The organism is Paenibacillus salivarius, from assembly GCF_051307165.1.
Classification (GTDB): Bacteria; Bacillota; Bacilli; order Paenibacillales; family Paenibacillaceae; genus Fontibacillus.
Genome location: NZ_CP195592.1, coordinates 4,595,449 through 4,621,052 on the forward strand (window position 1 = coordinate 4,595,449; position 25,604 = coordinate 4,621,052).

At 48.9% G+C, this 25,604-nt stretch carries 20 protein-coding genes and 2 CRISPR repeat arrays (1 of these 22 running past the window's edge); of the genes, 6 read left to right on the plus strand and 14 right to left on the minus strand.

Translation table 11 applies throughout. The features are described from left to right. Positions 1-110 precede the first annotated feature (110 nt). A complete protein-coding gene (locus ACSFXJ_RS21285; protein WP_435922359.1) occupies positions 111-890 on the plus strand; it encodes a TetR/AcrR family transcriptional regulator in 780 nt (259 codons plus the stop codon). 44 nt (positions 891-934) lie between these two features. Here ACSFXJ_RS21285 and ACSFXJ_RS21290 read toward each other — a convergent pair whose 3' ends face one another. The 3 genes from ACSFXJ_RS21290 to ACSFXJ_RS21300 form a co-directional block, all read right to left on the minus strand. Next, a complete protein-coding gene (locus ACSFXJ_RS21290) occupies positions 935-2,572 on the minus strand; it encodes a PAS domain S-box protein (RefSeq protein ID WP_435922360.1) in 1,638 nt (545 codons plus the stop codon). Between the two features lie 144 nt (positions 2,573-2,716). Next, entirely contained in the window at positions 2,717-3,649 is a 933-nt protein-coding gene (locus ACSFXJ_RS21295) for a macrolide 2'-phosphotransferase (protein WP_435922361.1), read from the minus strand. Positions 3,650-3,960: 311 nt separating this feature from the next. Further along, entirely contained in the window at positions 3,961-5,910 is a 1,950-nt protein-coding gene (locus ACSFXJ_RS21300; protein ID WP_435922362.1) for a glycoside hydrolase family 127 protein, read from the minus strand. Between the two features lie 134 nt (positions 5,911-6,044). Between ACSFXJ_RS21300 and ACSFXJ_RS21305 the strand changes: the two genes are divergently transcribed. Beyond that, entirely contained in the window at positions 6,045-6,899 is an 855-nt protein-coding gene (locus ACSFXJ_RS21305) for an AraC family transcriptional regulator (protein ID WP_435922363.1), read from the plus strand. Positions 6,900-8,324: 1,425 nt separating this feature from the next. Here the strand turns inward: ACSFXJ_RS21305 and ACSFXJ_RS21310 are convergent. Both ACSFXJ_RS21310 and ACSFXJ_RS21315 read right to left on the minus strand, forming a co-directional pair. Then, positions 8,325-9,119, minus strand: a complete 795-nt coding sequence (locus tag ACSFXJ_RS21310) for a TrmH family RNA methyltransferase (RefSeq protein ID WP_435922364.1) — start codon at positions 9,117-9,119, stop codon at positions 8,325-8,327. 24 nt (positions 9,120-9,143) lie between these two features. Continuing rightward, positions 9,144-9,821 carry a potassium channel family protein gene (locus tag ACSFXJ_RS21315; protein WP_435922365.1) on the minus strand — a complete coding sequence of 226 codons (678 nt, stop codon included), beginning with the start codon at positions 9,819-9,821 and terminating at the stop codon, positions 9,144-9,146. Positions 9,822-9,948: 127 nt separating this feature from the next. Between ACSFXJ_RS21315 and sspI the strand changes: the two genes are divergently transcribed. Next, positions 9,949-10,158: a small acid-soluble spore protein SspI gene (gene sspI / locus ACSFXJ_RS21320; protein ID WP_435922366.1), complete on the plus strand. Its 210-nt coding sequence runs from the start codon at positions 9,949-9,951 to the stop codon at positions 10,156-10,158. A gap of 109 nt (positions 10,159-10,267) precedes the next feature. Here sspI and ACSFXJ_RS21325 read toward each other — a convergent pair whose 3' ends face one another. Together ACSFXJ_RS21325 and ACSFXJ_RS21330 are read right to left on the minus strand one after the other, a co-directional pair. Further along, a complete protein-coding gene (locus tag ACSFXJ_RS21325) occupies positions 10,268-11,848 on the minus strand; it encodes a peptide chain release factor 3 (protein ID WP_435922367.1) in 1,581 nt (526 codons plus the stop codon). 27 nt (positions 11,849-11,875) lie between these two features. Then, on the minus strand, positions 11,876-12,610 hold the full coding sequence (locus ACSFXJ_RS21330) for a MerR family transcriptional regulator (RefSeq protein WP_435922368.1): 735 nt from the start codon (positions 12,608-12,610) through the stop codon (positions 11,876-11,878). Between the two features lie 101 nt (positions 12,611-12,711). Here ACSFXJ_RS21330 and ACSFXJ_RS21335 point away from each other — a divergent pair, with 101 nt between their 5' ends. After that, positions 12,712-13,431, plus strand: a complete 720-nt coding sequence (locus ACSFXJ_RS21335; RefSeq protein ID WP_435922369.1) for a CPBP family intramembrane glutamic endopeptidase — start codon at positions 12,712-12,714, stop codon at positions 13,429-13,431. A gap of 193 nt (positions 13,432-13,624) precedes the next feature. Then, complete coding sequence (locus tag ACSFXJ_RS21340; RefSeq protein WP_435922370.1) at positions 13,625-13,993, plus strand: hypothetical protein; 369 nt, start codon at positions 13,625-13,627, stop codon at positions 13,991-13,993. Between the two features lie 91 nt (positions 13,994-14,084). Next, positions 14,085-14,914: a CRISPR direct-repeat array (repeat unit 33 nt; unit sequence TCTTTCAATCCACGCACCCGCATAGGGTGCGAC). Positions 14,915-15,072: 158 nt separating this feature from the next. Here ACSFXJ_RS21340 and cas2 read toward each other — a convergent pair. The 6 genes from cas2 to cas5c are packed head-to-tail and all read right to left on the minus strand — an operon-like array spanning position 15,073 to position 20,570. Next, complete coding sequence (gene cas2 / locus ACSFXJ_RS21345) at positions 15,073-15,363, minus strand: CRISPR-associated endonuclease Cas2 (RefSeq protein ID WP_435925827.1); 291 nt, start codon at positions 15,361-15,363, stop codon at positions 15,073-15,075. Between the two features lie 9 nt (positions 15,364-15,372). Then, complete coding sequence (gene cas1c, locus ACSFXJ_RS21350) at positions 15,373-16,404, minus strand: type I-C CRISPR-associated endonuclease Cas1c (RefSeq protein WP_435922371.1); 1,032 nt, start codon at positions 16,402-16,404, stop codon at positions 15,373-15,375. Further along, positions 16,401-17,060, minus strand: a complete 660-nt coding sequence (cas4, locus tag ACSFXJ_RS21355; RefSeq protein WP_435922372.1) for a CRISPR-associated protein Cas4 — start codon at positions 17,058-17,060, stop codon at positions 16,401-16,403. The genes cas1c and cas4 overlap by 4 nt, the downstream gene beginning before the upstream one ends. Further along, on the minus strand, positions 17,050-17,913 hold the full coding sequence (gene cas7c, locus ACSFXJ_RS21360; protein ID WP_435922373.1) for a type I-C CRISPR-associated protein Cas7/Csd2: 864 nt from the start codon (positions 17,911-17,913) through the stop codon (positions 17,050-17,052). Before cas7c ends, cas4 begins: the two co-directional genes overlap by 11 nt. Before the next feature lie 12 nt (positions 17,914-17,925). Next, positions 17,926-19,854 (minus strand): type I-C CRISPR-associated protein Cas8c/Csd1, encoded by a 1,929-nt coding sequence (cas8c, locus tag ACSFXJ_RS21365; RefSeq protein ID WP_435922374.1) that lies wholly within the window; start codon positions 19,852-19,854, stop codon positions 17,926-17,928. After that, positions 19,851-20,570, minus strand: coding sequence for a type I-C CRISPR-associated protein Cas5c (gene cas5c, locus ACSFXJ_RS21370; protein WP_435922375.1), 720 nt, complete (start codon positions 20,568-20,570; stop codon positions 19,851-19,853). Before cas5c ends, cas8c begins: the two co-directional genes overlap by 4 nt. Before the next feature lie 202 nt (positions 20,571-20,772). On the opposite strand from cas5c, the gene ACSFXJ_RS21375 reads away from it, so the two are divergent. Then, positions 20,773-22,284 (plus strand): DDE transposase, encoded by a 1,512-nt coding sequence (locus ACSFXJ_RS21375; protein ID WP_435922168.1) that lies wholly within the window; start codon positions 20,773-20,775, stop codon positions 22,282-22,284. A 172-nt stretch (positions 22,285-22,456) separates the two neighbouring features. Here ACSFXJ_RS21375 and cas3 read toward each other — a convergent pair whose 3' ends face one another. Then, on the minus strand, positions 22,457-24,895 hold the full coding sequence (cas3, locus tag ACSFXJ_RS21380) for a CRISPR-associated helicase Cas3' (RefSeq protein ID WP_435922376.1): 2,439 nt from the start codon (positions 24,893-24,895) through the stop codon (positions 22,457-22,459). 577 nt (positions 24,896-25,472) lie between these two features. Continuing rightward, positions 25,473-25,604: a CRISPR direct-repeat array (repeat unit 32 nt; unit sequence CTTTCAATCCACGCACCCACATAGGGTGCGAC) (it continues 1,562 nt past the right edge of the window).

Below are 25,604 nucleotides of genomic sequence, written 5' to 3' on the forward strand. Positions count from 1 at the left end.
CAGTATATTATATATACAATTACTATGCAACGTTGTTTGGATTAATTCGAATTTGTATCTAAAAGTGTCCTTGCTTGGCTTATTACATAGGATGAGGAGTTTGTGGCGAAATGGAGAATAAGAACAAGCCCGAAGACAGACTGCCTGCCGGCTTTTCAATCAGCTGGGGTTTGACGAAACCGCCGCAACGCGGACCGAAACGGGAAATGAGCGTCGAAAAAATCGTCGAAGCCGCCATGTCCATCGCGGACCGGGAAGGGCTTGCGGCGGTTTCCATGAACCGGATCGCGTCATCTTTGGGGTTCACGACCATGTCTTTATACAGATATATTCCGAGCAAGGACGACCTTTTGCTTCTCATGCTCGATGCGGCATGCGATATAGAGATCCCGGAGAAAGACGACGAAGATATGGATTGGCGGGAAAAAATGCGTCTATATTTCCGGGCTTCCCTCGACGTGATGCGGCGTCATCCCTGGTTTACCGATATTCCCATCTCCGGCGTTCCGGTGACGCCCAAAAACATGGAGATCGTCGACTTGGGATTGTGGACAACCCGGGACCTGCCCTTGAACGAGTACGAGAAAATATCGGTCGTTCTGCTTCTCAGCAGCTATTCCCGTTCTTGCGCCGTCATTATGAAGGATATGGACCAAGCCCTGAAAGCCGGCAAAAGCCCCGGTGCGTTCTCCGGCACCGATTATAGCCAAGCTTTGAAAAAGCTGGTGACACCGGAGCGTTTTCCCGATTTGTACCCCGTCGTCATGTCGGGTGCCTACACGGAAGATTATGAGGGCGCTAACCCCGTGGGGGATGATTTCGAGTTCGGCCTGGAGCGGATCCTTGACGGGATCGAGCGGTATCTCGAATCCAAAGCAAAAAAAGATTGAAGTGAAGCCTGCGGCATTGCGCGGGCTTTCTTCAATCTTTTTTATCATTCCTTGTTAAAAATTCTCCAGGTGTCTTTGCCTGCCGATTTGGCCTGATACAAGGCGATGTCGGCCTTTTGAAGCAATTCCTTCTCCTGATCCTCCTGCTCGCGGAAAGCGATTCCGATGCTGGAGGTCGTAATAAATTGATGACCGCCGATGTCCCAAGGGTGCCTCAACGATTGGAGAATTTGATCCGCCGTATCCGTCACCCGTCGCTCGTCATCGACCTCGGGCAATACGACGACGAATTCATCGCCCCCGAAACGGGTCAAAACATCGTTTTCCCCGATGCATTGCTGAACCCGGCAAACGAACTGCCGCAGAAACTCATCCCCCACATCATGGCCAAACGTATCGTTGATATGCTTGAATTTGTCGACGTCCATCATCATGACGGCCAAGCGTCCCGGGCAACACCCGGGATCCTGTATAAAATGGTCGAACTTTAAACTTAACATCCGCCGGTTGAGGACTCCCGTTAAAGCATCATAATAACTTAACTGTTCCAATTGTTTCTGGTAGTTTTTGCGCTCCGTAATTTCGCGTCCAACCAGCATCATATTCCTGAAATGGCCGTCTTCGTCAAACATCGGCGTTCCTTTGAGCTCGATCCAAACCTCATGGCCTGCCTTATGGCGGCGGTGGATCTCATACGTAAACGGCTTTTGGGAAACGACCATATCGAAAAAGATCATTTGAAACTCCTCGTCATTCTCTTCCGCGTCCGGCCGGTGGAACACCCATTTCCCCACATATTCCTGCGGTTCGTACCCCAACACGGATCGGTGGGAAGGGGAAGCGAAGGTAACGATGCCGTCCAAATCGACCAATTGGAGCATATCCTGCGAATTTTCCGCCAAAAGACGGTACCTTTCCTCGCTTTCCTTTAGGGCGTCTATGGCCAGTTTTTGCTCCGTAATATTTTTAAACATCGCCATCGTCACGGGGCTGTTGTCTTGCGTAATGGAAACGGCCCCCATATCCAAATAGATCGTTTCGCCGCCAAGGCGCCTCAATCTCAATTCCATATATGAAGGACCGTGTCCGTCCCGTTCTTCCAACAGGATCTTTTTGGCCGTCTCCTGGTCAAAGGGGTGAACGTATTCGAAAATCGAGTCGCCCAGCACATCCTCTTTACCGGCAAAATTGAGCGCATAGGGGTTGGCATAAAGAATTTCGCCGTTCTTAAGAACAACGATGCCCACGGGGAGCATTTCCACCAGCTTCCGGTACCTTTCTTCGCTTTCCACCAGCGCCTTTTCCACACGCTGTTGCTCCGTGATGTCTACGGCCACCACAAAAAGACCGACGACCTCCCCGTCCGTGTATAAGGGAATATACTTGACCAACAGATGGATTTTGTCCCCGTTTGCATGAAAAGAGCCCATCTTGAATTCGCACGGGATTCCTTGTAAAGCTTCCTTGAAGCGCTCTTTCACATATTCGAGCATCTCGGGTTGCACCGTATCGTTGTAGACCCGCCCGATAACATCCTCCTTCGAGCGCCCGAAAATCCTCGTTACTCCCTGGTTTGCATCCAATATAACACCGTCTACGGATATAATAAAAATAGCGTCTGTATTGAAATCGATAATGGATTTTATAATATCGGCCGATTGTTCACTTAAAAAATCGTTCATCCGGTCCTCCTTCAAAAACATCGGGTCGCTCCAGCTTGCGCCAAGAGGAGGTCTTTCCACCTTTTACGACATTTATCGACATTTATCATAGAGCAAAGACCGGGCAGATTTCAACTGTCTATCAGCCTATTCGCGCAAAGTCTTTTATTCCGGATTCCAGGCGTTCATCATGTCTCTCGCCATCTCCATATCGGTTTCCCGGCCGGTGATAAGCGCGAATTTCGCCACTTGCGCGGGATAGGCCGCCCATTGCTCGGCGATATGCTCACCCATTCGCGGCCAAACTTTTCCTCCGGCCCTTTCGTATCTGTGGAGCAAGTCGTTTAAACCATTCCGGCCAAACAGCGCAAACAGGATAATGAAGTCCTTGCCAGGGTCGGCAATTTCCGCTTCAGTCCAATCGATGAGCCCTGTCACTCTCTGATGACCGTCGACAAGGATATGCGGGGGATGCAGATCGCCATGCTGCAGCACCGAATGTTCCGGCCAATATGAATCCGTCGACAACCACACATTCCAGCGATCATTCAATTGATCAGGAACATGGAAGCTTTGCTTGATTTCATCGATGTTGGCCGCAAAGGCTTTTCGGGCTTCTTCGGGCGTTTTTGACCGGACCCCGCCGCTTATCGCCACATCGTGTTCTATATTGTGCAAGGCGGCCAGTGTTCCGGCCAATGAATCAAAAAATGCATCCGACAGCGATTCTTGTGGAAACCTCCAAACATACCCGCCCCCCGCAGGATCAACGCTCGCAACGGGATTGCCGCTCACCAGGGGATACGCGATCAGTCCGGGAGTGAAAACCCGCCAATCCGGCACTTGGACCGGGAGCCGCTTGCCCACGACGGATAACACCTTCCGCTCATTTTCCGCTCGTTCCCAAACATCCGCTCGTCGGGGCGTTCGAAGCACCCATTTTTGCCCCTCAAGGTCCTCCGCAAAGGCTACCGAAAAATCCATGCCGGATTCGTTGATTTCCAGGTAATCGGGGTTCAGTTCCAAACCGTTCCGCTTCGCCATCGTCAATAGTTCGAGCTTTAAGTTCGTTTCTTTATTATTAATTTCTTTTGTCATTATCGTTACACGCTCCTATTCCGGGAAAATAAAAAAACACAGACAGTGTCTGTCTGTGCGGCAATCGTCAAATCGAAGATAAGCCTGGCATCCCGAAAAAAAACATGACTATACAGGCAGCGTAAAAAAACGCCGTGTTTTCGTCAAATGAGGGACACGTGCATAAAGGCAGACTTCTCCCGAGGACTCCGCACAAAACAGAGTAGAACAGCTATCACACCAATGTGCAATGCTTTCTTAAACGGGAAAAATCTATCACACGTGACCCTCCATTCCTTAAGTTATCAACATATTACCATTATCTACTCGTATTAACAATAGCGAAGCCAAACGCTCATTTCGCCGGGTTGGCGGTTTCCCCATAAATAATAGGGGATTGCTTTGAACCGCGCCGGGCGCGTCTCCTTCCCAAGCGGCCGATAGGCGAAGCCTTCCTGCCAGTCGGATTGGTCCTCAGCCAGTCCGTCGCCTTCGACGACGACGCAGCCTCCAAGCACGTCGGGAGCGAAATGCTCGGTCAGCTTCGGCTCCGCGGCCAGCGAAAGGGAGGCGAGAGGCGCGCCGTTGTCCGCTTCTTCGATGCAATAAACAAGCGGTCCGCGCTGGATGGCGGCTTTGCCGGCATTCGCCCGGATTTGCGGGTTCGCCGCGATCAACTGCGTTTCCAGCGGAAGCAGCCATTCCAACGTATCGCCTTCCGACCAGTCGCGCTCCAATTTCGCGTATCCGTTCTCTACGGCGTAGTTTTGGATTTCTCCGTTGATCTTCATCACCGGTCGGCCGTTTTGGTACCAATTCGGTACGCGAAGCGCGAGCTCGAATGGAGCGCTCTCCGTGCCTTCCGGAAGCGAAACCGTAAATTCGACCCGGCCGTTCCACGGAAGTTCGGACCGTTGGCGAAGCGTTACCTTGCGACCGCCAAGCTCGAAGGAAGCTTCGCTTCCGATGAACAGATGGACATATGCCGTTTTGGCGTCTTCCGATACGTCGTATACGTAATCGCCGAGCGAACTGAGCAGACGCGCGACGTTAGGAGGGCAGCAGGAGCATCCGAACCACTTCTGCCGGACCGGTTTCACATGATGCTTACCCGGATTCTTGGCGCTTGCCTCCGGCCAAACCTCAAGCGGGTTCACATAAAAGAAATGCTTGCCGTCCTTGGACATGCTGCCGAGCACGTTGTTGTACAGCGCCCGCTCCATCACATCGGCGTATTCGCTCTTCGCTTCCAGCCGCAGCATTCTGCGCGCCCAGAAGATAAGTCCGATCGAGGCGCAAGTTTCCGCGTACACGGTATCGTTGGGCAGATCATAATCGAACGAAAATGCTTCGCCATGATGCGTCGAACCGATGCCGCCGGTAATGTACATCTGCTTGCCGGTCGTGTTGGACCAAAGGCGTTCGCAAGCTTCGCGCAGCGTGGCATCCCCGGTCAGCCTCGCCAGGTCGGCCATCGCCGAGTACATGTATACGGCCCGTACGGAATGTCCGACGGCTACCGATTGCTCCCGGACGGGAAGGTGGCTTTGATTGTATTCGAGATTCGGAGGCGGGGTCGTCCCTTGAACCCAGTGGCTGGTGCGGCCACGTCGCTCCCATTCCTCGATAAAATAGCTCGGCTTGCTTCCCCGCTCGTCGATAAAGTAACGGCTAAGATTCAAGTATCGTTCTTCCCCGGTCACTTCGTACAATTTGACCAGCGCCAGCTCGATCTCCTGATGCCCGCAATATCCCCGGATTTTTCCCGGCTCCGTTCCGAACAGGCTGTCGATCAAGTCGGCAAACCGGCAGACGATATCGAGCAGCTTCCGCTTGCCGGTACCTTGGTAATAGGCGACGGCTGCTTCAATCATGTGGCCGGCGCAGTACAGCTCGTGAGCATCGTGAAGGTTCGTCCACTCTTTCCCCGGTTCCTTGATAGAAAAATAAGTATTCAAGTAACCGTTCTCATGTTGGGCTTGCCCGATTAAATCGATGGCTTCATCGGCGAGCTTTTCGAGCTCGGGGTCCGGATGATGGCGCAGCGAATGTCCGACCGCTTCCAGCCACTTGGCCAGATCGCTGTCTTGGAACACCATGCCTCCGAATTCGCCTTCCGCAAGTCCCGCCGCAATGCGGAAGTTTTGGATCGCGTAGCTTGGCTCCGCTCCTTCGATACGGTCGTTAAGCGCTTCCCATTGATAAGGGATAACGGTTTGGCGAACCAGCTCCGAATAATCGTTCCAGAAATTATCTTGGATATTTACTTGCGGTTCCCGCATATGAAATCCTCCTCAAAACAATAGAAATTGACTCTTTATGACCTCAAGTATATACTTCTCCTGACTGACATAATAGAAACGAATTGAACTTATTTTTTATAAAAAATGACACAGGACGGAAAGAGGGGATCCGGGTGAACAATGAGACGACTGTCGAACTGCAAGCGCCGCCGCTCCCTTATTATTTGGGGGCGGGCCGTTCCGATTACCGAACCGGAGATCAGCATCCCCATCGCAAAAATTTGGGCATTTATGATTTGCTGATCATTGCCAAGGGAGCGTTGTACATTGGAGAGAACGGAAGGGAATGGAGGGTGGCGGAAGGTGAGACCCTGCTGCTGCTTCCGGACGGGGAGCATTATCCGGTCAAGCCTTGCGACAGGGAAACGATGTTTTACTGGATTCATTTCGAGCATGAGCACAAAGCCGACGACGCGCTCGCGGACGATCCCGAAAGCCGTGCGGCTTATTCGCGGCCGTTCGTCAATCCTTACGCGCTGCGGATCCCGAAGCATTCCCGGTTGTCCAATCCCCGGGCCGCGCTCGGGTTGATCGTTCAATTGCTGGAACTGCCGGTGGGCACTTCCTTCTGGGAGGAGCAGCGTTTGTTTGCCGATTTGCTTGCGATGCTCACGAAAAAAGACGCCGGCGAAGCCGGCTCTCCGGTAGACCGGCTGGCCGAATCGGCGGCATCTTACCTTCGGCAAAACTACCGGGCGGACCTTACCAATGAGACGTTGGCGGAGGCGCTCCATTTTCACCCCAACTATATTGTCCGCTCCATGAAGGCGAAGTATGGCTGTACGCCGATGCATTACCTGCATGATTTCCGCATGGATCAGGCCAAACGACTGCTCGTGACGACCAATTGGCCGGTCGCCCGCATCGCCGAGGAAGTCGGTTTCCGTTACGCTCCCTACTTCACCGCCTGCTTCAAACGCAGCGTCGGGATGAATCCGTTGAGTTTTCGGAAGCAGTATGTGCGCTAGGCAGGGAAGTCCTTTTTTGGAGCCCCTTTGCCGGTGGGCTGGATAAAGGGGCTGTGATGTGCGAGAACTTGTCACAATTCCCCCCCATCCAGCCCGTTTTTTTTCGTACAGAACTCCACAAGTTGTATTTTATGCAATTGATTTGCTCCTGACATTTGCCTGCCGACTGACTACCTTTCGCGCCAAAACGCACACAAAGCTGCCTTTACCGCCGTAACGCACACAAATTGCACTTTATGCAACATTTACCTCATGAACGGCTGTCTTCGCGCCAAAACGCACACAAAGCTGCCTTTAGCGCCGTAACGCACACAAATTGCACTTTATGCAACACTTACCTCATGAACGGCTGTCTTTCCCGCCCAAAGCTGCAGAATTTACAACATTTTAAGCATAATTTGAGTCGGTCTCGGGGAAAGGTCCATAAATTGCTGTATAAAGTACAACACTTGTACCCCTGCCGCTCAATTTTGGCCTCAATTGTTGTATTTAGTACAACTTGGACGCCTGGGCTTGGGCGCTTGGGTGCTCGCCCACTCCTGATCTGTTTGGCCCCTTTGCGGCCCAGCTAGACAAAGGGGTTGTGACGCGGGAGAACTTGTCTCAGCAGAGCCGCTGCCGCATATAACCTTTTCATTAACTAACACAAATTGCACTTTATGCAACATTTGGCTCCCGACTGACTACCTTCCGCGCCAAAACGAACACAAAGCTGCCTTTAGCGCCGTAACGCTCACAAATTGCACTTTATGCAACAATTACCTCCAAATGGCTGCCTTTACCGCCAAAAGCTGCAGAATTTACAACATTTTAAGCATAATTTGAGTCGGATTCGGGGAAAGGTGCTTAAATTGCTATATAAAGTACAACACTTGCACCCCTGCCGCTCAATTTTGGCCTCAATTGTTGTATTTAGTACAACTTGGGCTTGGGTGCTTGGGTGCTTGGGTGCTTGGGCTTGTGTGCTCGCTCGCTCCTAGTCTGTTTGGTCCCTTTACAGCCCGGCTGGACAAAGGGGGTGTAACGCGCCGCATACAACCTTTTCATTTACTAACACAATTGCACCTTATGCAACATTTGCCTCTCGAATGGCTACCTTTCGCGCCAAAATGCACATAAAGGAGCCTTTCCGCCGTAACGCACACAAATTGCACTTTATGCAACACTTACCTCATGAACGGCTGTCTTTCCCGCCCAAAGCTGCAGAATTTACAACATTTTAAGCATAATTTGAGTCGGTGTCGGGGAGAGCTCCATAAATTGCTGTATAAAGTACAACCTTTGCTCTCTTATCCTCCGATTTTGGCCCAAATGTTGTACTAAGTACAACATGGCTTCTTGGCCAACCCGGATTTGTAAAGTTGAGAGAATGCCGAAACTCCATCCACAAAAAAAACCGTGCAAATGCACGGTTTGAAATGGTGTTTATGTGGAAAACTCCCGCTGACGCAGCGCCTCGTACAGCAGTACCGAGGCCGCCATCGCAACGTTCAGCGATTCGGCGCGGCCGCGCATCGGGATGAGGAGGCCGTCGTCCATGAGGCCGCGGACTTCGGCGCTCAGGCCGGCGCCTTCGCTGCCGAACAGCAGCCATACCGGCCCGGTGAAGTCATAGGCGTAGCAGTTCACCGCCGCCTGCAGGCTGGTGCCGGCCAGCCGGATGCCGCGCGACTTCGCTTGCGGCAACAGCTCGCCCAGCTTGCCGTGGATCACCGGCAAGTGAAAGATCGAGCCCATGGTGGCGCGCAGCACCTTGGGCCCGTAAATGTCGGCGCACCCCGCGCCGACGATGACCCCGTCCGCCCCGACCGCGTCGGCGGTGCGGATGATGGTGCCGACGTTGCCGGGGTCCTGCACCCCGTCGAGCACCACGACCAAGCCGCGCTCCTTCGCCAGGAGCGCGGACGCGTCCCCGCCGTGCTTGCGCACGACGGCGAACACCGGCTGCGGCGTCTTCGTATCGCTGCATTTCACAATGACCGCGCTCGACACCGCGATCCATTCCACATCGAGGCCTGCCGAAGCGGCCTCGGCCAGCTCGCCCGGGATGCCCGCTTCCATCTCGTAGCAGACGCACTCGAGGTCCGCCCGGGCGTCCAGCGCTTCCTTGACCAAGTGGATGCCCTCGATCAGGTATTTCCCCTGCTTGTCCCGCTGCTTTTTCTCCAGCAGCCCGGACCATGCTTTGACCCGGGGATTTTGTGGAGACAAAATTTCCATGCCCGCTTCATTCCTTTGTATAAATTAAGCTTCTTCCGAGAAAGCAAGCTCCAGCTTCGTCAAATCGTTCTTCTCCCCAACGATGACCAGCACGTCACCGTCGGAAAGACGGTCGTTGGAGGAAGGCGAAATATTCATTTTCGTTCCGCGTTTGATCGCCATGACGTTGCACCCGTATTTGGCGCGAATGTCCAATTCCTTCAGATTTTGGCCGAACATGGCGCTCGTCGCGCGCAGCTCGACAATGCTGTACTCATCCGACAATTCGATGTAATCGAGAATATTCGGCGACGTCAAATGATGCGCTACCCGCAGACCCATATCCCGTTCCGGAAAAATCACTTTGTCCGCCCCGATTTTTTGCAGTACTTTTCCGTGAAGCTCGTTCTGCGCCTTGACTACAATCAGCGGTCCTCCCATATCTTTAAGGATCAGCGTCGTCAGGATGCTTGCCTGGATATCCTCCCCGATCGCCACGACGACCACGTCAAAATTACGGATGCCCAATGCGCGAAGCGCTTCTTCATCGGTGGAATCGGCCGAGACGGCGTAAGTGACAATGTTGGAAACCGCTTGTGTTCTTTGTTCGTCCGCATCGATCGCCAGCACATCGAATCCCATGCCGCTCAGCGCGTTAGCCACACTTAAACCAAACCGTCCCATGCCGATGACGGCAAATTGTTTCTTTTCCGCGTGTGCCATTTTTTTCACCATCCCGCAACATTTTGGATTGCTTTAGTATATCACACCATATTACAAACTTGTATGTTTGGCCCCTTGGCCGGGAACGTTAAGCATTGGGCAATCACTATTCAAGGGGGAGTTTTCGATGCCGATCATGATGGATTTGCGTCAAGCCGTCTTACACAAAGTCCACGGTAAAGACCAAAACGGGCTCCGGGAAATGATCGAGGGTTCGATCGACGCCCGGGAAGCCGCTTTGCCCGGTTTGGGAGTCGTGTTCGAAGTCATCTGGAAGCATATCGACCGCGCCAAACAGGACGAATTGATCTCCGTGCTCCAAGGACAGCTGCAATAAACGACCTGATCTTGAAAGAATGATGGAATGATTCCTGCCCATGAAAAAAGCCTTCCGGTTCACCGCCGTTAAAGCCGGATCCGGAAGGCCTATTTGTGTCAGATTAAAGTTACGGCGCCGTCTCCAGAAACTTCGCATCCGGATTTTTTTCCATGGCCGTACGCATGGCATATTCGTTTTCAAACAGGGCGACGTAGTTCCCCTTCTTGTCCTTCACAAGGGTGGAGTTGATCCGGAATTTGGACGGGTCGATCTTGTCCGCCACGATCCACCGGGCAAATTGGAACGGCATGCGCTGAAGCATCACATCGACGCCGTACTCGCCCTTCATCCGGTATTCGAACACTTCAAATTGCAGCTGGCCGACAACCCCGAGCAGCGTATCCTCGAAGCCTACGGTCGTGAACACTTGAATTGTCCCTTCCTCCGTCAGCTGATCGATCCCTTTTTGATATTGCTTATGCTTGAGCGCGTTTTTTACCGTCACCTTTGCAAAAATTTCCGGCGAAAACGTCGGCAATTCATCAAATACAACCTCACTGCCTTGGCTCAACGAATCGCCAATCCGGAAAATCCCCGGGTCGAACAACCCGATAATATCCCCCGGAAAAGCTTCGGTAACGATATCCCGGTCTTGGGCCAGGAACTGTTGAGGCTGGGACAGCTTAATTTCTTTGCCCACCCGGACATGCTTAACCGACATACCGCGCTCGAACTTCCCGGACACGATCCGCAGGAAAGCGATCCGGTCACGGTGCGCCGGGTTCATATTGGCCTGGATTTTAAATACATAACCCGAAAACTTCTCGTTCGTCGGCTCCACCAGTCCGGCCGTGCTGCGGCGCGGCTCCGGTTTGGGAGCAAGCTGGAGGAAGTTCTCCAGGAAGGTTTGCACGCCGAAGTTGTTGACCGCGCTGCCGAAAAATACCGGCGTAAGCTCGCCGCGCTTCACCTTTTCCAAATCGAACGGATCGCCCGCGACATCGAGCAGCTCCAGGTCCTGGCACAGCTGGTCATGCAAATAGTCCCCGGCCATTTCACGGATCACCGGATCCTCATAACCTTCGACCTTTTGAACCTGAATGTTCGAGTGGTCGTCCCCTTGGAACAGTTCCACCTGATTTTTCATCCGGTCATACACGCCGCACAGCTCGCGCCCCATCCCGATCGGCCAGTTCATCGGCACCGAACGGATCCCGAGCACCTGCTCGATTTCTTCCATCAGTTCGAAGGGACTGCGGCCTTCGCGGTCCAATTTATTAATGAACGTAAAAATCGGGATGCCCCGTTTGGCGCATACCTGGAACAGCTTGATCGTCTGCGCCTCGACCCCTTTGGCAACGTCGATGAGCATGACGGCACTGTCCGCAGCGGTCAGCGTGCGGTACGTATCTTCACTGAAATCCTGGTGGCCCGGCGTATCCAAAATATTGACGCGATGGCCGTTATAATCAAACTGCATGACCGAGGAAGTGACGGAGATCCCCCGCTGCTTCTCGATTTCCATCCAGTCGCTTGTCGCATGCTTGCTGGCTTTCCGGGCTTTGACCGAACCCGCCAAGCGGATCGCTCCCCCGAATAAAAGCAGCTTTTCGGTTAATGTCGTTTTCCCGGCGTCCGGGTGAGAGATGATCGCAAACGTACGCCGTTTGTCGACTTCCTCTTGCAATTGTTCCAATGCTTTGCTCATTCTCACTTTCCTCTCGTTCACACAGAGTCACATTTTGTATTGTAACATACACCTTTCCACAAATTCCAAGACTTCTTCCGATATCGGAAAAAGCCCGGATTGTTCGGCCGGCTGTTTGCGGACCTCCCAAAATTTGTCCATCAGCGCTTCATCTCCGCCGAAGGTTTCTTCCGACAAGGAGATCAGTTCGCGGGCGATCTGGGCACCTTCTTCCGATTCCGGCGGAATGCTCCGGCTGATGCACCATTCTATTCGGCGGAGCAAGGAACTGTACTGCTGAACAACCTGCGTATTATTTTCCAGTGCGGGCAAGGTTCTTCGCAACAGCTCCTGCTCTTCTTCATTGAAATACTCCACCCACTTTTTCGAGGACTGCTTCGAATTCCGAACGACGGAACGCACCTTATCCCAGGTTAGCGAACCTTCGATATCCAGCATATTGATCAGAGAAACCGTGTTATCGATGCTGGTCTTAAGCTCTGCCGCCTGTTCCTGCAAATGGTTGTGATGCGCGATAAGGAGCTGCCGCAACGAAACGGTGTCCAGCACCCTTTGGATTTCCTCCAGCGGGAGCGATAACGATTTGAGCAGGGTGATTTTTTCAAGGGTCAGAAGATCCTCCTCCGAATACAGCCGCTTGCCATGATCCTCTTTGTGGCTTGGCGTAAGAAGCCCGATTTGATCATAATAGCGAAGCGTCCGCACCGATAACCCGTAGACCTTGGATACTTGGCCCGTCGTCAATTGCTGTCGGCGTTTCAAAAGAACAATCCTCCCATACCCAGCAAAAAAAGAATTTGCAGGTGACGTAACGTCACCAAATATACTTGCATTATACCATAGGAAATATGGAGGAAAAGCGAATGAGGTTGAATTTGGAATCCCGGATTGGATTCGGGAGGAAGTGCTCCAGCCCTTGGGGCGTAAAAGAGTTTATCATCTTGATGTTGCTCGAATTCGGGTTTGTGATGATCGGGATCAAATACGCGGTTCAACGTGCATATGAAGCCTGGTTCGGAAACACGTTATATTCCGGTACCCTAACCGGTCTGACCATTGCCGTTGTCTTGATGACCGGCATATATTTTACGGCGCTGCGTCCGCTTCGTCTTTCCTGGAAAGAAGTCGGCCTGAAACGGTTCCCTTCCAAAGATTGGCCGCGAATCCTCGGCTGGACACTCCTTCTTATCGTTCTGAGCGTCCTGGTCGCAATACTGACGAGTTACCTCGGCGTCGGAACGGATAACAGCAAAACCGAAAGTCTCCGGGAGAAGATTAACTTTTTCACCGTTCTGATCGGGATTATATCGGCGGGGGTTATCTCGCCCGTTTACGAAGAGATTTTCTACAGGGGCTTTATTCACAGATGGCTGGCAAGCCGTATCGGAACGGGTCTGGGAATGCTTGTCAGCTCGCTCATTTTTACGGCCGCGCATTTCCCAACGCTCAACGCCATGCCGGTGAACTTTATCAGCGGGGTCATCCTCGCCTGGACTTATGAACGTACGGGTTCCGTGATCCCGGGAATGATCGTCCATGGGATATTTAATACGATTGCCGTGCTGCTTACGGTAACCGGTTGATTATCTCTATTCATACAAATCCCCGCTCCTCTGACGATGAAAATGGTAAAAATAGTATGATCATCTCCCCTGAAACGAATACTGTAAATTATGGTTAATTTCAAAATAGGGTATTTATAACGCCGCTTCTCGCGGACGGTGAAATTGGCTGCGATGAAGTCCGGCGGTCCATTTTTTCTAGTGGAGGTGCAGGATGAGCGTTTGGTTGTGGATTGTCATCGGGGTCCCCGTTTTCGTCGTTCTGGTGATGGTGGGACTAGGCATCGTCGCTTCGGGTAAGGATATCGGCTTCACCCGGGATGATCAGGGGAACATTACTTTGTTTGATACGCCAGGTATGCGGGCCGACGCAACTTTTGCCTATGACGAAAATATCATCATGGAAAAGCGGGGCCAACAGTTATCGAACGGCATGAGCTGGAACGAAGTTTGGTTGAACATGATCCGCGCGATCCGAGTGAATACCGAAAATCCGGAGTGGTATGTTCAATACATTATCGAGCAGCGGCGGATGGCTGGCCTACCGGAACTTGAAGGCTTGGATGATGAGAATAAGCGGTAGGCGGTTTGATGGCGTTGTACCTATCCATATGAGGCTTGCCCATGGCATATTGTTATTTCCCCGCGGGTACTTCCTTTCATGGTCGGCTTCTTCTTTCAATCCACGCACCCGTATAGGGTGCGACGTTGATCTTTTGCCGCCAGTTATCATCACGATGCAACTTTCAATCCACGCACCCACATAGGGTGCGACTTCGTAATATTGAAAACGTGAGTAGTATCATATGCTTTCAATCCACGCACCCGCATAGGGTGCGACTGGGGCGAATATGTGGCCGAGTGGGAGCCATGCGAACTTTCAATCCACACACCCGCATAGGGTGCGACATCCACGAACGGCATTACCTTAATGGGGCTCCATGCTTTCAATCCGCGCACCCGCATAGGGTGCGACGTCCGGATCCATCGCAAAGATACCGACCTCCCGAACTTTCAATCCACGCACCCGCATAGGGTGCGACTTTTGCTGCACCGCCGGAGCTCTCGGTAATATTTCTTTCAATCCACGCACCCGCATAGGGTGTGACGAAGAAGGCAGAGGACGACACGCTGGCCGCGCTCTTTCAATCCACGCACCCGCATAGGGTGCGACCATAACCTTTGTTTTCCCTTCATCTACCCCGAGGCCTTTCAATCCACGCACCCGCATAGGGTGCGACTTATATATAAATTCAACGCCGCCTATCGTCAGTCTTTCAATCCACGCACCCGCATAGGGTGCGACTAAACGCCTAGAAACGCTTTACTACAAGGAGATCTTTCAATCCACGCACCCGCATAGGGTGCGACCTGTCGGCCACGACTGATTTTCTCATTGCATTCATCTTTCAATCCACGCACCCGCATAGGGTGCGACGCGCCATTTCCGTTTGATCCAGCGCCTTTACCGTCTTTCAATCCACGCACCCGCATAGGGTGCGACTCCGATTTCAGGTTATAAATAACCCAAAAAATCGGTTGAAACCAAATATAATTATGATAAATCCAACTAAACACATTCAACTTCAATTTACAAAACCATTTTTTGTAACTTATTTGGTGCGAATCCCCTAGCAAAACTATGTTCGCTTGGCATTCGCACTACAGAATTAGTACCCCATCCAAATCCAGAGATTTTTTGATCCCTACATGTTCTACTTTATTCTTATAGTTGTTTCCAAGCTGATAAAATCTGAGACTATCCTCTTCCGGATCAATGATGTCGATCAGTTTTTGCTTCAACACGACATATTGGGTAGCGTCAACAACACACTCAAATACGGAATGTTGAACACGTTGTCCATAATTCTGGCAAACCTTGGATACTTGCCTAAGTCTTCGTTGCCCCTCACTACTCATTGTACTTACATCATACGTAATCAATACAAGCAATTCCAGCACCTACTTCCAAAGAAATGGAGGATACTCATCCAGATCATTACGCAAATGTCGGGCAAGTAGAAGTGCTTGAGCATGCGGGACTAGCCCCCAGGAGATTTTCTCTCCAAGATACGGATGAGTTACTTTCTCCTGTTTTTTATTCTGCCAAGCCGATAAAAACCTCTTCCTTGCCTCATCCGTTATGAGAACAGCGCCATTTTCTTTTCGGTAAAAATCATCCTTATTCAATACCCTCTTGTTAATCAGAGAGAGAACGAATTTATCCGCATAGACACCTCTTAATTCTTCCATAAGATCAAGCGCTAAAGAAGCTCGGCCGGGACGATCTCTATGTAGAAATCCAATATATGCATCTAGTCCAACTCCTTCAAGAGCTGCTGTCATATCATGAGCCAATAACGTGTAGGCAAGTGACAACATCGCATTTACGTTATCGAGAGGTGGCCTGCGGGAACGGGTTCGAAAATAAAAGTCCTCTTTCTGCTGCAAAATCATATGGTCAAATAATTGATTATAAATTAGCGCTGCCTGTCCCTCAAGTCCCCGCAACCTCTCTAAACCGATACACTCTCTTACTTCTATCATCAAGGAAGAAAGTTGTTTCGATGCCGTTTTAAACTGGTCCATATTAATCCTGAGGGGATAATCCCGCGTCATCCGTTCAAGCATCCATTTATGATTATATATTTTACCGACGATAAAATTCCGGGCTATGTTTGTCGATAATATCTCGTTATCTGAAATTAAGCTTTGTTTTTTTCGCAGGATCACATTTCCTTTACTTGCTCCAATGACTCTAGCTAGAAATCTACCGCTCAGGGACATGAAGGTTATTGATATGTTTCTTTCAGCGCAATATCCCATAAGAGCAGGACTTGCCCCTGTATAACCAAACGCAACTATCGATTCCAAGTTATGTAGAGGGAGCCTGGCCAGTTTCTCTTGCTCTTTCAACAATACGATATTATCTCCGTCCAGTGATAGATACACGTCTGGTTGTGTAATAAACAACGTATTCAAAAGTTTTTTCATTCGCGGATTTTCCCCTCGACATAACTTTTTACCGACCGCTTGTTCATAATCTCGGGCAAACATACCAAATGCAAAGAACAATTCCGACAAAAGGAACCCGTCTTTACTTTAGGCGTGTATTTACGGCTGTAATAGTTATACATTTCCTTGAACGTCGCCTTAACTTTATCCTTGAGCTCATCGGTTAATTGTACTTCTATCCGATGTTTTATTTCATTATAGAAAATATATCCGAACTCGACTCGGCACAGCAGCATTTCTTCCAAGCAGAGCGCCTGCGCCGCCAACTGCATCACGTCAGCATCGGTCACTTTAGGCTTGCCGCGCTTGTACTCCACGGGGAAAGGTAAATATTTTCCTTCTTCCCCATGAATAACAACCCCGGCTTCATCCCGAATGAATTCAACTACATCACAGATCCCGGATATTTTAAGTTCCCCTGATTTCACTGGCATCCCTCGAACAACCAGCTTATCCCCACGCTTCTCCCTAATGAATGGCTGATCCGCCTTCTTGTGAAGATATTGTCCTTCAATGGTCCTTACATTTTCTTCCCATTGTTGTTCGATATGGATAAGAGCCCACTGGCGTTTGCAAAAGTCGAAATGCTGAATCCCGGACAACATCAAGTAATCTTCTTCCTGATTAACGTCCATCCAATACTTCGACCTTTAGTCCATCCAACTCTACCAATTCGATGGAATAATCATCAAAAGATCTCGGTTCATCCTTTTTCGCCTTTACACAAAGCGAACGATGTACTTTGGCCGAAGAGTACTGCCCCAGTTTGGAATTATGCTGCCACCAATATACTTTATTCACTTCCATACTGCCTTCCGGTCGTGCTGACGATAAGTCGTTTTCAAAGAGACTAATTAGAGCTTCCTTGATCTTCTCAGCATCCTCATTTGAAAATCCGGTTTTCTCTGCGAGTTGGGTATTGATACTTCCAAAAAAAACATATAAGCCGAAATCGACCCGGTGCTTCATTCCCATCGTATCCGAACCCCGGTCTTTGCCAGGCTCGGAATTCACGCTTTTGGTAATTTGCATACTAGTAATGTCAATTGGATCGACGCTTCTGGCCGTATGGATGGAAACTGGCCCTCTCACTCCGACAGATACGCCTCCACCGTTTCCGGCTCCTTTGAATGCAAACACCTGTCCGAAACTCCGAACATCGATCCATTCTTGGCAAGCTACATTGGCAAAATCTTCACTTGAACTTGTTTTCGACTTCAAGATTTGGTTTAATTCCGCGTTTCCTTCAGCACGTTCCCTTAAACTTCCATATTCGTCAACTTTGCGATCATTGGATTGCACGAAAATAGATTCTCCCATATCTTGCAGCCTATTTCGGATTTTACGCTTGATAGCCACGTCCGATATTTCACCGTAACCATCATAGTTTTGTCTGGGACGGTTCCCATTGAGCGGGTCACCGTTTGGATTCGCGGAAGTCACCGATAACACCACAGCAAAATCAATTTTATGATCCAAAATGTTCATTCTTAACACTCCTTATTCGTTGGATTCTTCCTGTTCAAGGGCATTCCCATTATTTTTACTTTGATAAAGATCATGTCTTTGACTGTAGAAACCAAGCAAATACTTGCCGGAAAGGGGCCTGTTGTTGAAGTCTTCCGCTTTGAACTTAAATCCGATCTCATCGATAATCTTTGTCAAGTACGTTGCATCTCTGCCTAAACGCGCAATGTAGGGCTGTAAGCTTGCCTGAATAACACTCCATGTCCGCTCCGGGCGACCTGCAAATGAATTCATGTAGCGAATAGCATTAGTTGCCCTTTTTTCATCTTTACCCAGTGCTCTTCTTTCAAGGACATCCGCCACGGCTAGCATTCGACCAAACAAATAACTACGGTCATCGTTGTTTACATCCAGCGCCAAATCAATTCCCTCCTGTCTATCAGTGTAATCCTTGCGAATTAATGCACACGTAATACTCAGCGTTTTTTCCCATTCCCATGTTTCCATCGCAACCGGATTGGAGGCACGGTTCATAGCACTATTGATAATATCTTTAGGAATCCTTGTCCCGTCTACAATACAAGGTAGAATTCTTTCCATCAGAACTTTGACGATTTTATCACCTGCCCTTGGTCCGTAAGCAGCAAAAGCGATATCTTTCGTCGCGGGAGCTCCGTAAAAAGGAACAAAACTCCCTTGTTCGTTTTTACGGTATCGATGCAGCCACGCACATGATGTATGCCACTCCGCGAGCTTATCCAGGTACAGCTCTTTATTCATATTTCGGTAATAAAGCACTGCCATTCGTCCAGTGGTTGCTGAATCAAGCACTAAAATATTGACCTCTGACTTGAACCGTTCCTTCGTATCCTTGACCAGTTTGTTTCTGTACCCGCTTAACGCTTTTGATACTTCATGAGCAAGTGCTTCATTGGTATTGGATTTCAAAACCACGGCCGGTATGGCTTCCGGATCAAGAGCAAAAGTATCCTCGGAAGGTTCTGGAATAAACAGCGAGTCATTACCCCACACCAAAAAAACACGCTGATCAATCGTTTTTCCCTGACGATTAATGAGCCACTTTAGTGCATTGTGCGCCTTTTGCGATACTTCATAGCTAATACTTGCTGCATCGCTGCTCTCCACAAATCTTCCGCGAAAAGTAAACCCGCTGGTGTCGTTAGATGAAATAAGTTTTGCCTTATCCGCGGCATTGCGGATTTTGTTTGCATGCCTTTCCGTACTCGGCAATCTTTTTCCAGTAACGTAGCAGATGTCCTCGTCACCGAGTCGCTCTCGGTAGTATGCTATGAAAGAATCATGGACATCTCGATCTTTCCAAACATCGTCCATAATTCGATCCGGCGAATACACATTGAAGCGTATAAATGCGCTGGTTTGATCCCCCGCTATTACGCTGAAAATGGCTGGCTTCTCCGGATAAAGAGATTCGTATTTTCTATCCCACTTCTCAATCAAATGGTTGTTTTCATCTACAGCAAGGGTATTCTTGTATGCTGCCAAATCTCGAATCAACGTTCTTTTGTTGAGGTAACGGTGAATGCTCTGTACCTTGGGATGGGTATAAGAGGATTCCGCCCAATTTTGCAACTCTTGTATGTAAGTTTCGAATGGAACTTCCCCTTTAATTCTTCCTCCGTAGGCCACAAAATCGCCCGCTACATAACTTAATTTGTCATGCAGCGGATAAGGAGCGATTACCGAGCCCGCCCTGCTTGACGATTTTTCCGTACAGGGAATCAGGGTACTGGCCTCATTTTTATCAACAATCTCTGCAGAGTGAAAATCACCATTTTCTGTGACATAAACGGTAATATGCGCCGTCTGGGTCGTATGCGAAACGGGGAGGAGTGTGTATTCCCGGTCGTTCTTCAGTTCTATCTCACCCACTCGATCCAGGTTCGACTCATAGGTTTCATACAAGTTGAGCAGCCAGCTCATAGATTAACCTCCTCTCCCCAACTGGCCAATAATTGATCTGCGGATTCAACATTCGTCGAGTCAAAATGCTTTGGTTTCATCTCCGAGATTACGCGAATCTGAGTACATTCCTCAGGTCTAGGGAACTTAATAACTCCATCCCTCATAATCGGATTCCACAGACGTATCTCAAGCTGATCTCTGCCGGTTTCATCCGGATAGTTAATACCGTGTACCATGTTTCCCAAGTGGATATCACCATAGCCGTCGTAAAAGCTTTCACCTTCACCAAAATTGCATGGTTCAACGTATCCCTGGCATTCCCGGACCCCTAGAAAAATATCTCTTCGACCGCCTGCCTGGACGCTACGCTTAAGAATGTTATGATGTTTATGCTCGTTACGATCAAAGGCCATATCGGGACGATTCAAGTTAAATTCAAAATGGCATCTCACCTGATACTCAACATCCTTAAGATAGGTGTAATTTGCCAATGTATTTCCTCCGCCATATTCAATAGGACGTATGCCTTTTGACTCCATTTTGATCGCCTTCATAATACGAACTTCGTCTACAACCATGATTAAGGTCGGTTTCCAGTAAACGCTTTCAACTATCCCTTTCAATGCTTGATACGTGGGGACTTGGTAGCTTAGTTTTTCACCGCCAAGTTTTGTTAGCGGATCCGTAAAAAGCGCATAGTCACCATAAACCACGAACTCTACGGAGTTTCTCATTGTAAAGACTCACCTCCTTTCAAGTTTATAAGCCTCTCGGAATTCACCATTCCGCATTAGCCCTGGCCTGACGGCCAGGGTCTTTATTTGTTTCACCCCCAAAGTATGGTGCGAACAAACTTTCCTCTTGACTTTTTCGAAACACCCCAATAATCGCCGAGAAGGCATTTTTATTGCCTACCTTTTAATTTGGGTGATTGTAATGTCGATTGTATCTCGTTCTCATCAGGACTACCTGGCCTTCGTACGCGATCAACTTCGAAAGGAGTACAACTCCCCGGAAGCTATGCGGTTTTTGCAGCGCTTCTACAGCGATATCATCTTCTGGATCACAGCGATTGACCTGTCCGCTGCAGCTTCCTTGATGCAGTCGGCCTATTCTTCTAAGCCAAGAGGCCGAAAGCCTCACGATCCCGCCGACATGCTCCGCTGCCTGCTCCTTATGACCAAGCTTGAGCTGAGCGTCGATGAGGGGGTCGTCGCCATTCGCACGACGCCTGTTTATGCCATTCTTTGCGGTTTCAACCCTGGCGAGTCGCCGGGCGTCGGGACGTTCTACGACTTTTTCCCCCGGCTTTGGCGGGCATCCAAGCCGCATAAGACTGGGCGCATCAAACGTCGCCTGAAGAAGCCGCGAAAGAAAGGCAAGAAGAATGAAAAGCAGGAACCCAAAAACCCAAAAATTACGGAGAGGCTCGTCTCCCGCGTCCTGCGCGAGGGCAAAATCCACTATGCCCCCAAGGAGCACGACCTGTTGCAGCAATTGTTTCAAACCATGTTTGTCGCACCTTCCGCGGCAAAGGGATTGCTCGGTGATACGAACGCTTTTCGCGTCATCGGCGATGGATCTCCAGTTGAAGCCGGGGCGCGTTCCTTCGGTAAATTCCTTTGCGATTGCCGCAAGTCGGGCAACTGGAAATGTACCTGCAAACGGCAATTTTCCGATCCCGATGCAGATTGGGGCTGGGACAGCTACCGCGAGAAGTATTACTACGGACGCACGCTTTACATGTTTACCGCCGCGGACAGCGCCTATGATCTGCCCGTGTATCCGCGATTGTTTCGCGCCAGCCAACACGATGCCGTATCGTGGATTTGCGGTTACCGCGAACTTCGCTACTGGTACGCGGATTGGAAGGTGGGAGAGGCGATCTTGGATTCGGCCCACGACGCCCTCCCGATCTATACCATGCTGGAACATGATGATGTTAGCAGCATCATCGACCTGAATCTCAGGCGTTCCGGGCATACGGTATACAATGAAATGAAAATAAACTCCGATGGTGTTCCCGTCTGCCCCATTGGTCGCAAGATGTCCTGCTGGGGCAAGTGTCCGGGGCGGCAGCGTATCAAGTGGCGCTGCCCCGCCAAAGTTGGAAAATGGGAGTGTCCTACTCCGTGTTCGCCTTCCGAGTACGGAAGAACGTTCTATACGTCGACAGCCGATAATCCGCGCTTGTTCCCACGCATCCGCCGTGATAGCAAGGAATGGAGAAAGCGTTACGCGATGCGAACCGGCGTTGAGCGTTGCATTAAGCGTCAGAAGACTGATTACAAGTTGGAATCTTCGCGCGGCCGCAGTTCACGTCACTGGAACATTCGAGTTTATCTTATTGCCATGTGTCAGCACGCTGACGCATGGTTCGAAGAAGCAAAGAAACAAAAACTGTTGCCATCCATTCAGCATTGGCTTAACGAATCTGTTGCCGCATAAGCCCAATTTTTAAAAAATGGAGGACCTTGTGTTTCTTTGGCATGCGCATTCATGAAAATCGCTTTCATTATCGTGCTAGTATTCATTTTTTGCGCTCATCACCCCTCGCTCGAACTCGAATCCCCCAGTTTAATCCGAGCTCCTATGTTTAAACTTATAATTTGATTCTCCGTTACCAGTAGTAACCGCCTGTCCAGCTGTCATTTTCCAAATCAAGTCCATACTCATTATTGTAAGCGCCCTCTCTCAATACCAGAAGTTGTCCGTCCAGGCAGCTTTCTAATCCGCTGTTTTTGTCTAGTTTCTCTAGCTCATAACTAAAAAGATTAATAGTATATTGCTGCGCCTTCCGCATCAGTGTGCTGAAATCCTCGATCTTTTCTGCTCCATTCAGTTCGGCAATGATTTGCTTCCCATCCTCACCGTATGGGACCAAAACCGGCGTGGTTATGTCTTCAATAACGTGAAAGTGCTCAGCGGCTGTTCGGTAGCTGTTTTTTATAAATAACGGCGGAAAACTGCCTTTGTTCGTTTTATATTCCTGAAGATACTTATTATTGGAAGGATCAGCAAAAAGCAAGTCGGTCATATACACGTCAAGTTTTTTTATATGGTAGTTAAGTAAGGGCTTTACACCCGAATAAAATCGTCGAAAATAATTAGAAATAGCTTGTTCTGACAATAGATGACCGCCATGATTTGATAAATCTCGTTTAAGGTCAACCAACATCAACTTTGTGATTTCCTTGCCTTTCTTTATCTCGTTTAAATGATTCAAATTTTCTTCCGTATGATCAATCACATAGACCTGCTGTAGTTCTTCTTCTCCATGTCTGTTGCATCGACCAGCCGCTTGAGCGATCGAATCCAGTCCTGCAAGAGAACGAATAACACATTGAAAGCTCACATCCACCCCCGCTTCAATTAGAGGGGTACTGACGCAGATTACTCTCTCTTGATTTTTTAAATGAGTTCGAATTTTGTCCAAAATGTATTTTCGGTGCGCCGCACACATGGAGGTGCTTAAGTGAAACACAGGGATATCCTGCAGCATTCCATGAAGCCGTTGATACAAATCTTTTACTATGGATTTGGTATTTAGAATAATCAGAATACTCCGTTTCTCTTCAAGCCTACTCAGCACAAAGTCCGTCAATTTCTCATTAGTAAACATGTCATAAGACGCTTCATTCACGATCTCAACCCGTTTAAACGACTCTATCACTCGATCCAAATCCTTAATCATTTCCGCGTCTGAATTGATCTGCAGCTCATGTTCCACAAAATCTAGCGCAGGCTGGGTTGCCGTGCAGAGTACAATGCTTGAATTACAAAAACTCTTTAGAAAATTCAATGCTTCATTAAACAGGGATACACAAGATATCGGCACTTTCTGAACTTCGTCAAAAACTATCACGGATTCACTGAGGTTATGTAGCCTACGGATATTTCTGCTACCCTTGGCATAAAACACATTTAGGAATTGTACCATGGTCGTAAAAATAACAGGAGAATCCCAGTTGTCTTTGGCCAGCTTCAGCTTTTGGCGGATATTCATTATCCCGTCATTAGCTTCATCATTCTCATCGAATTCTTCAATCATATTGGAATGATGCTCCAGGATGTTGGCATCATCTTGTAAAATTCGGCGCACTTCGGCGGCGTTCTGTTCTATGATGGTCGTAAATGGCAAGACGTAAATAATGTGTTTTTTATTGAAATTAATAGCATGCTTCAGTGCATATCGGAGACTGGCTAAAGTTTTTCCACCCCCAGTAGGAATTGAAAGAGTGTAAATACCCGAAGGCTTGTCCGCAAACCTGTCACACTGCTCCGACATCTCATTTCTTAATTGGTTAATAGAAGAGGACGCATTCTTGTATCTGGAATAGGAGTTAAGCTCTTTCATAAGCTTTCCATAATAGCTCTGAAATAGTTCCAATGAAGGGGCTGCTGCTTCACTTTCGTCAGATATCTTATCTTCGAAGCGGCGAGTGTTTGTCCGATCGGCGTCGATTAATGCGCTGAAAACGAACTTGGTAAGAAACATGCATTTAAGTTCCCGACTAAATGAAGACGGTACCGCCAGGTACCTCTTTAATTCTAAAGCAGCTTGATCGACATATCGTTTAAAATCCGCCTCACTCATGACGCGCTCAAAAAATAGTTGAACGCATGGCCCATAGTCTTCAATGTCTTTTTTGTCTCTCACTCGCTGCAAATATTTTGATTCAAGATCCGAATCTAGAAAATCATGGAGATAAGAATGGTGGGATATAATCGCGTTACCGACGATTTCAGCCAGTAACCCAGTTTCAAACTCAATTTTGTTAGTATGATAAAATTCAAACAATAGTCTTCCACCGGCAGTAGAATGATCGACACTCCCCCGCTTAGGTGGAGCGTCTGGATGTTGCACAGCTTCGATTAGATAATTTTGAAAAGCCTTCGTTAATTTTCCCATGTCATGAAGTAAACCTGCTAATCCAGTAATGTGAGGAATCCGTAGTTTGTCCCCGAAAGATTCCGCTAGCTGTTTTACTTCAAGCAAATGTTGTTCAACGGTTTGACCATTTCCATCACTTTTGCGAATATGAGCTACATATCTCATTTCCCTGCCCCCTCTCCGAACTTACTCGGATCGCTAATCAGTTAATACAAGATATATTAGTTAGTTCTACAGCCCCATTGCATTTACCTTCCAAATTTCTACAAAAATTTTAAATTGTACTTTCTCGTAATGTCAGGAACAGTTTTCCGCCTCCATTCTGTTTGGTTAATAGTCTATAGTTACTAAAAGAAAACACAGATATATTCATCACAGTTCATAATAATATTTTCATTGAACTTTTAATTCTGAATTCTAAAAGGCAGCCCAATTTGGGCTGCCTTTTAAGGAATTTTAACCAAAAATCATATTTTCATTTTTTCAATCCGCGCACCTCAATAGTACGACAAAAGCTAAATCCCGCACCTTTAACAGCAAAACAAAACAAATTATAAACCTCTGAATTCAAAAAAGCCATGACGTTTGTGGAAAACCACCTTCCTTCTAAATTACTTCACTTTGTACAACCGCGCGCCAGTTGATCAATCGCATCTTTTAATCCATACACTTACATAGGGTAATCCACACACCAACATAAGGTGCGACCACCCAGGTATTCGGATCCATTCCGGAACGCCGTCTTTCAATCCACGCACCCACATAGGGTGCGACATTAAATCCGGCGCTTCTAATTGTGCCACTTTTTCTTTCAATCCAAGCACCCACATAGGGTGCGACGACCGTTGATGTTGCTGCATCCCATACGAACCAA

What these genes read in the sequence shown, in the direction of transcription:
- ACSFXJ_RS21340 (WP_435922370.1), top strand. Translation starts at nt 13,625, where the DNA reads ATGAGCGTTTGGTTGTGGATTGTCATCGGGGTCCCCGTTTTCGTCGTT.
- cas5c (WP_435922375.1), bottom strand. Translation starts at nt 20,570, where the DNA reads ATGAGAAACTCCGTAGAGTTCGTGGTTTATGGTGACTATGCGCTTTTT.
- ACSFXJ_RS21290 (WP_435922360.1), bottom strand. Translation starts at nt 2,572, where the DNA reads ATGAACGATTTTTTAAGTGAACAATCGGCCGATATTATAAAATCCATT.
- ACSFXJ_RS21375 (WP_435922168.1), top strand. Translation starts at nt 20,773, where the DNA reads ATGTCGATTGTATCTCGTTCTCATCAGGACTACCTGGCCTTCGTACGC.
- ACSFXJ_RS21335 (WP_435922369.1), top strand. Translation starts at nt 12,712, where the DNA reads ATGAGGTTGAATTTGGAATCCCGGATTGGATTCGGGAGGAAGTGCTCC.
- cas3 (WP_435922376.1), bottom strand. Translation starts at nt 24,895, where the DNA reads ATGAGATATGTAGCTCATATTCGCAAAAGTGATGGAAATGGTCAAACC.
- cas8c (WP_435922374.1), bottom strand. Translation starts at nt 19,854, where the DNA reads ATGAGCTGGCTGCTCAACTTGTATGAAACCTATGAGTCGAACCTGGAT.
- ACSFXJ_RS21300 (WP_435922362.1), bottom strand. Translation starts at nt 5,910, where the DNA reads ATGCGGGAACCGCAAGTAAATATCCAAGATAATTTCTGGAACGATTAT.
- cas4 (WP_435922372.1), bottom strand. Translation starts at nt 17,060, where the DNA reads ATGGACGTTAATCAGGAAGAAGATTACTTGATGTTGTCCGGGATTCAG.
- ACSFXJ_RS21285 (WP_435922359.1), top strand. Translation starts at nt 111, where the DNA reads ATGGAGAATAAGAACAAGCCCGAAGACAGACTGCCTGCCGGCTTTTCA.
- ACSFXJ_RS21295 (WP_435922361.1), bottom strand. Translation starts at nt 3,649, where the DNA reads ATGACAAAAGAAATTAATAATAAAGAAACGAACTTAAAGCTCGAACTA.
- ACSFXJ_RS21310 (WP_435922364.1), bottom strand. Translation starts at nt 9,119, where the DNA reads ATGGAAATTTTGTCTCCACAAAATCCCCGGGTCAAAGCATGGTCCGGG.
- ACSFXJ_RS21325 (WP_435922367.1), bottom strand. Translation starts at nt 11,848, where the DNA reads ATGAGCAAAGCATTGGAACAATTGCAAGAGGAAGTCGACAAACGGCGT.
- cas7c (WP_435922373.1), bottom strand. Translation starts at nt 17,913, where the DNA reads ATGAACATTTTGGATCATAAAATTGATTTTGCTGTGGTGTTATCGGTG.
- ACSFXJ_RS21315 (WP_435922365.1), bottom strand. Translation starts at nt 9,821, where the DNA reads ATGGCACACGCGGAAAAGAAACAATTTGCCGTCATCGGCATGGGACGG.
- sspI (WP_435922366.1), top strand. Translation starts at nt 9,949, where the DNA reads ATGCCGATCATGATGGATTTGCGTCAAGCCGTCTTACACAAAGTCCAC.
- cas1c (WP_435922371.1), bottom strand. Translation starts at nt 16,404, where the DNA reads ATGAAAAAACTTTTGAATACGTTGTTTATTACACAACCAGACGTGTAT.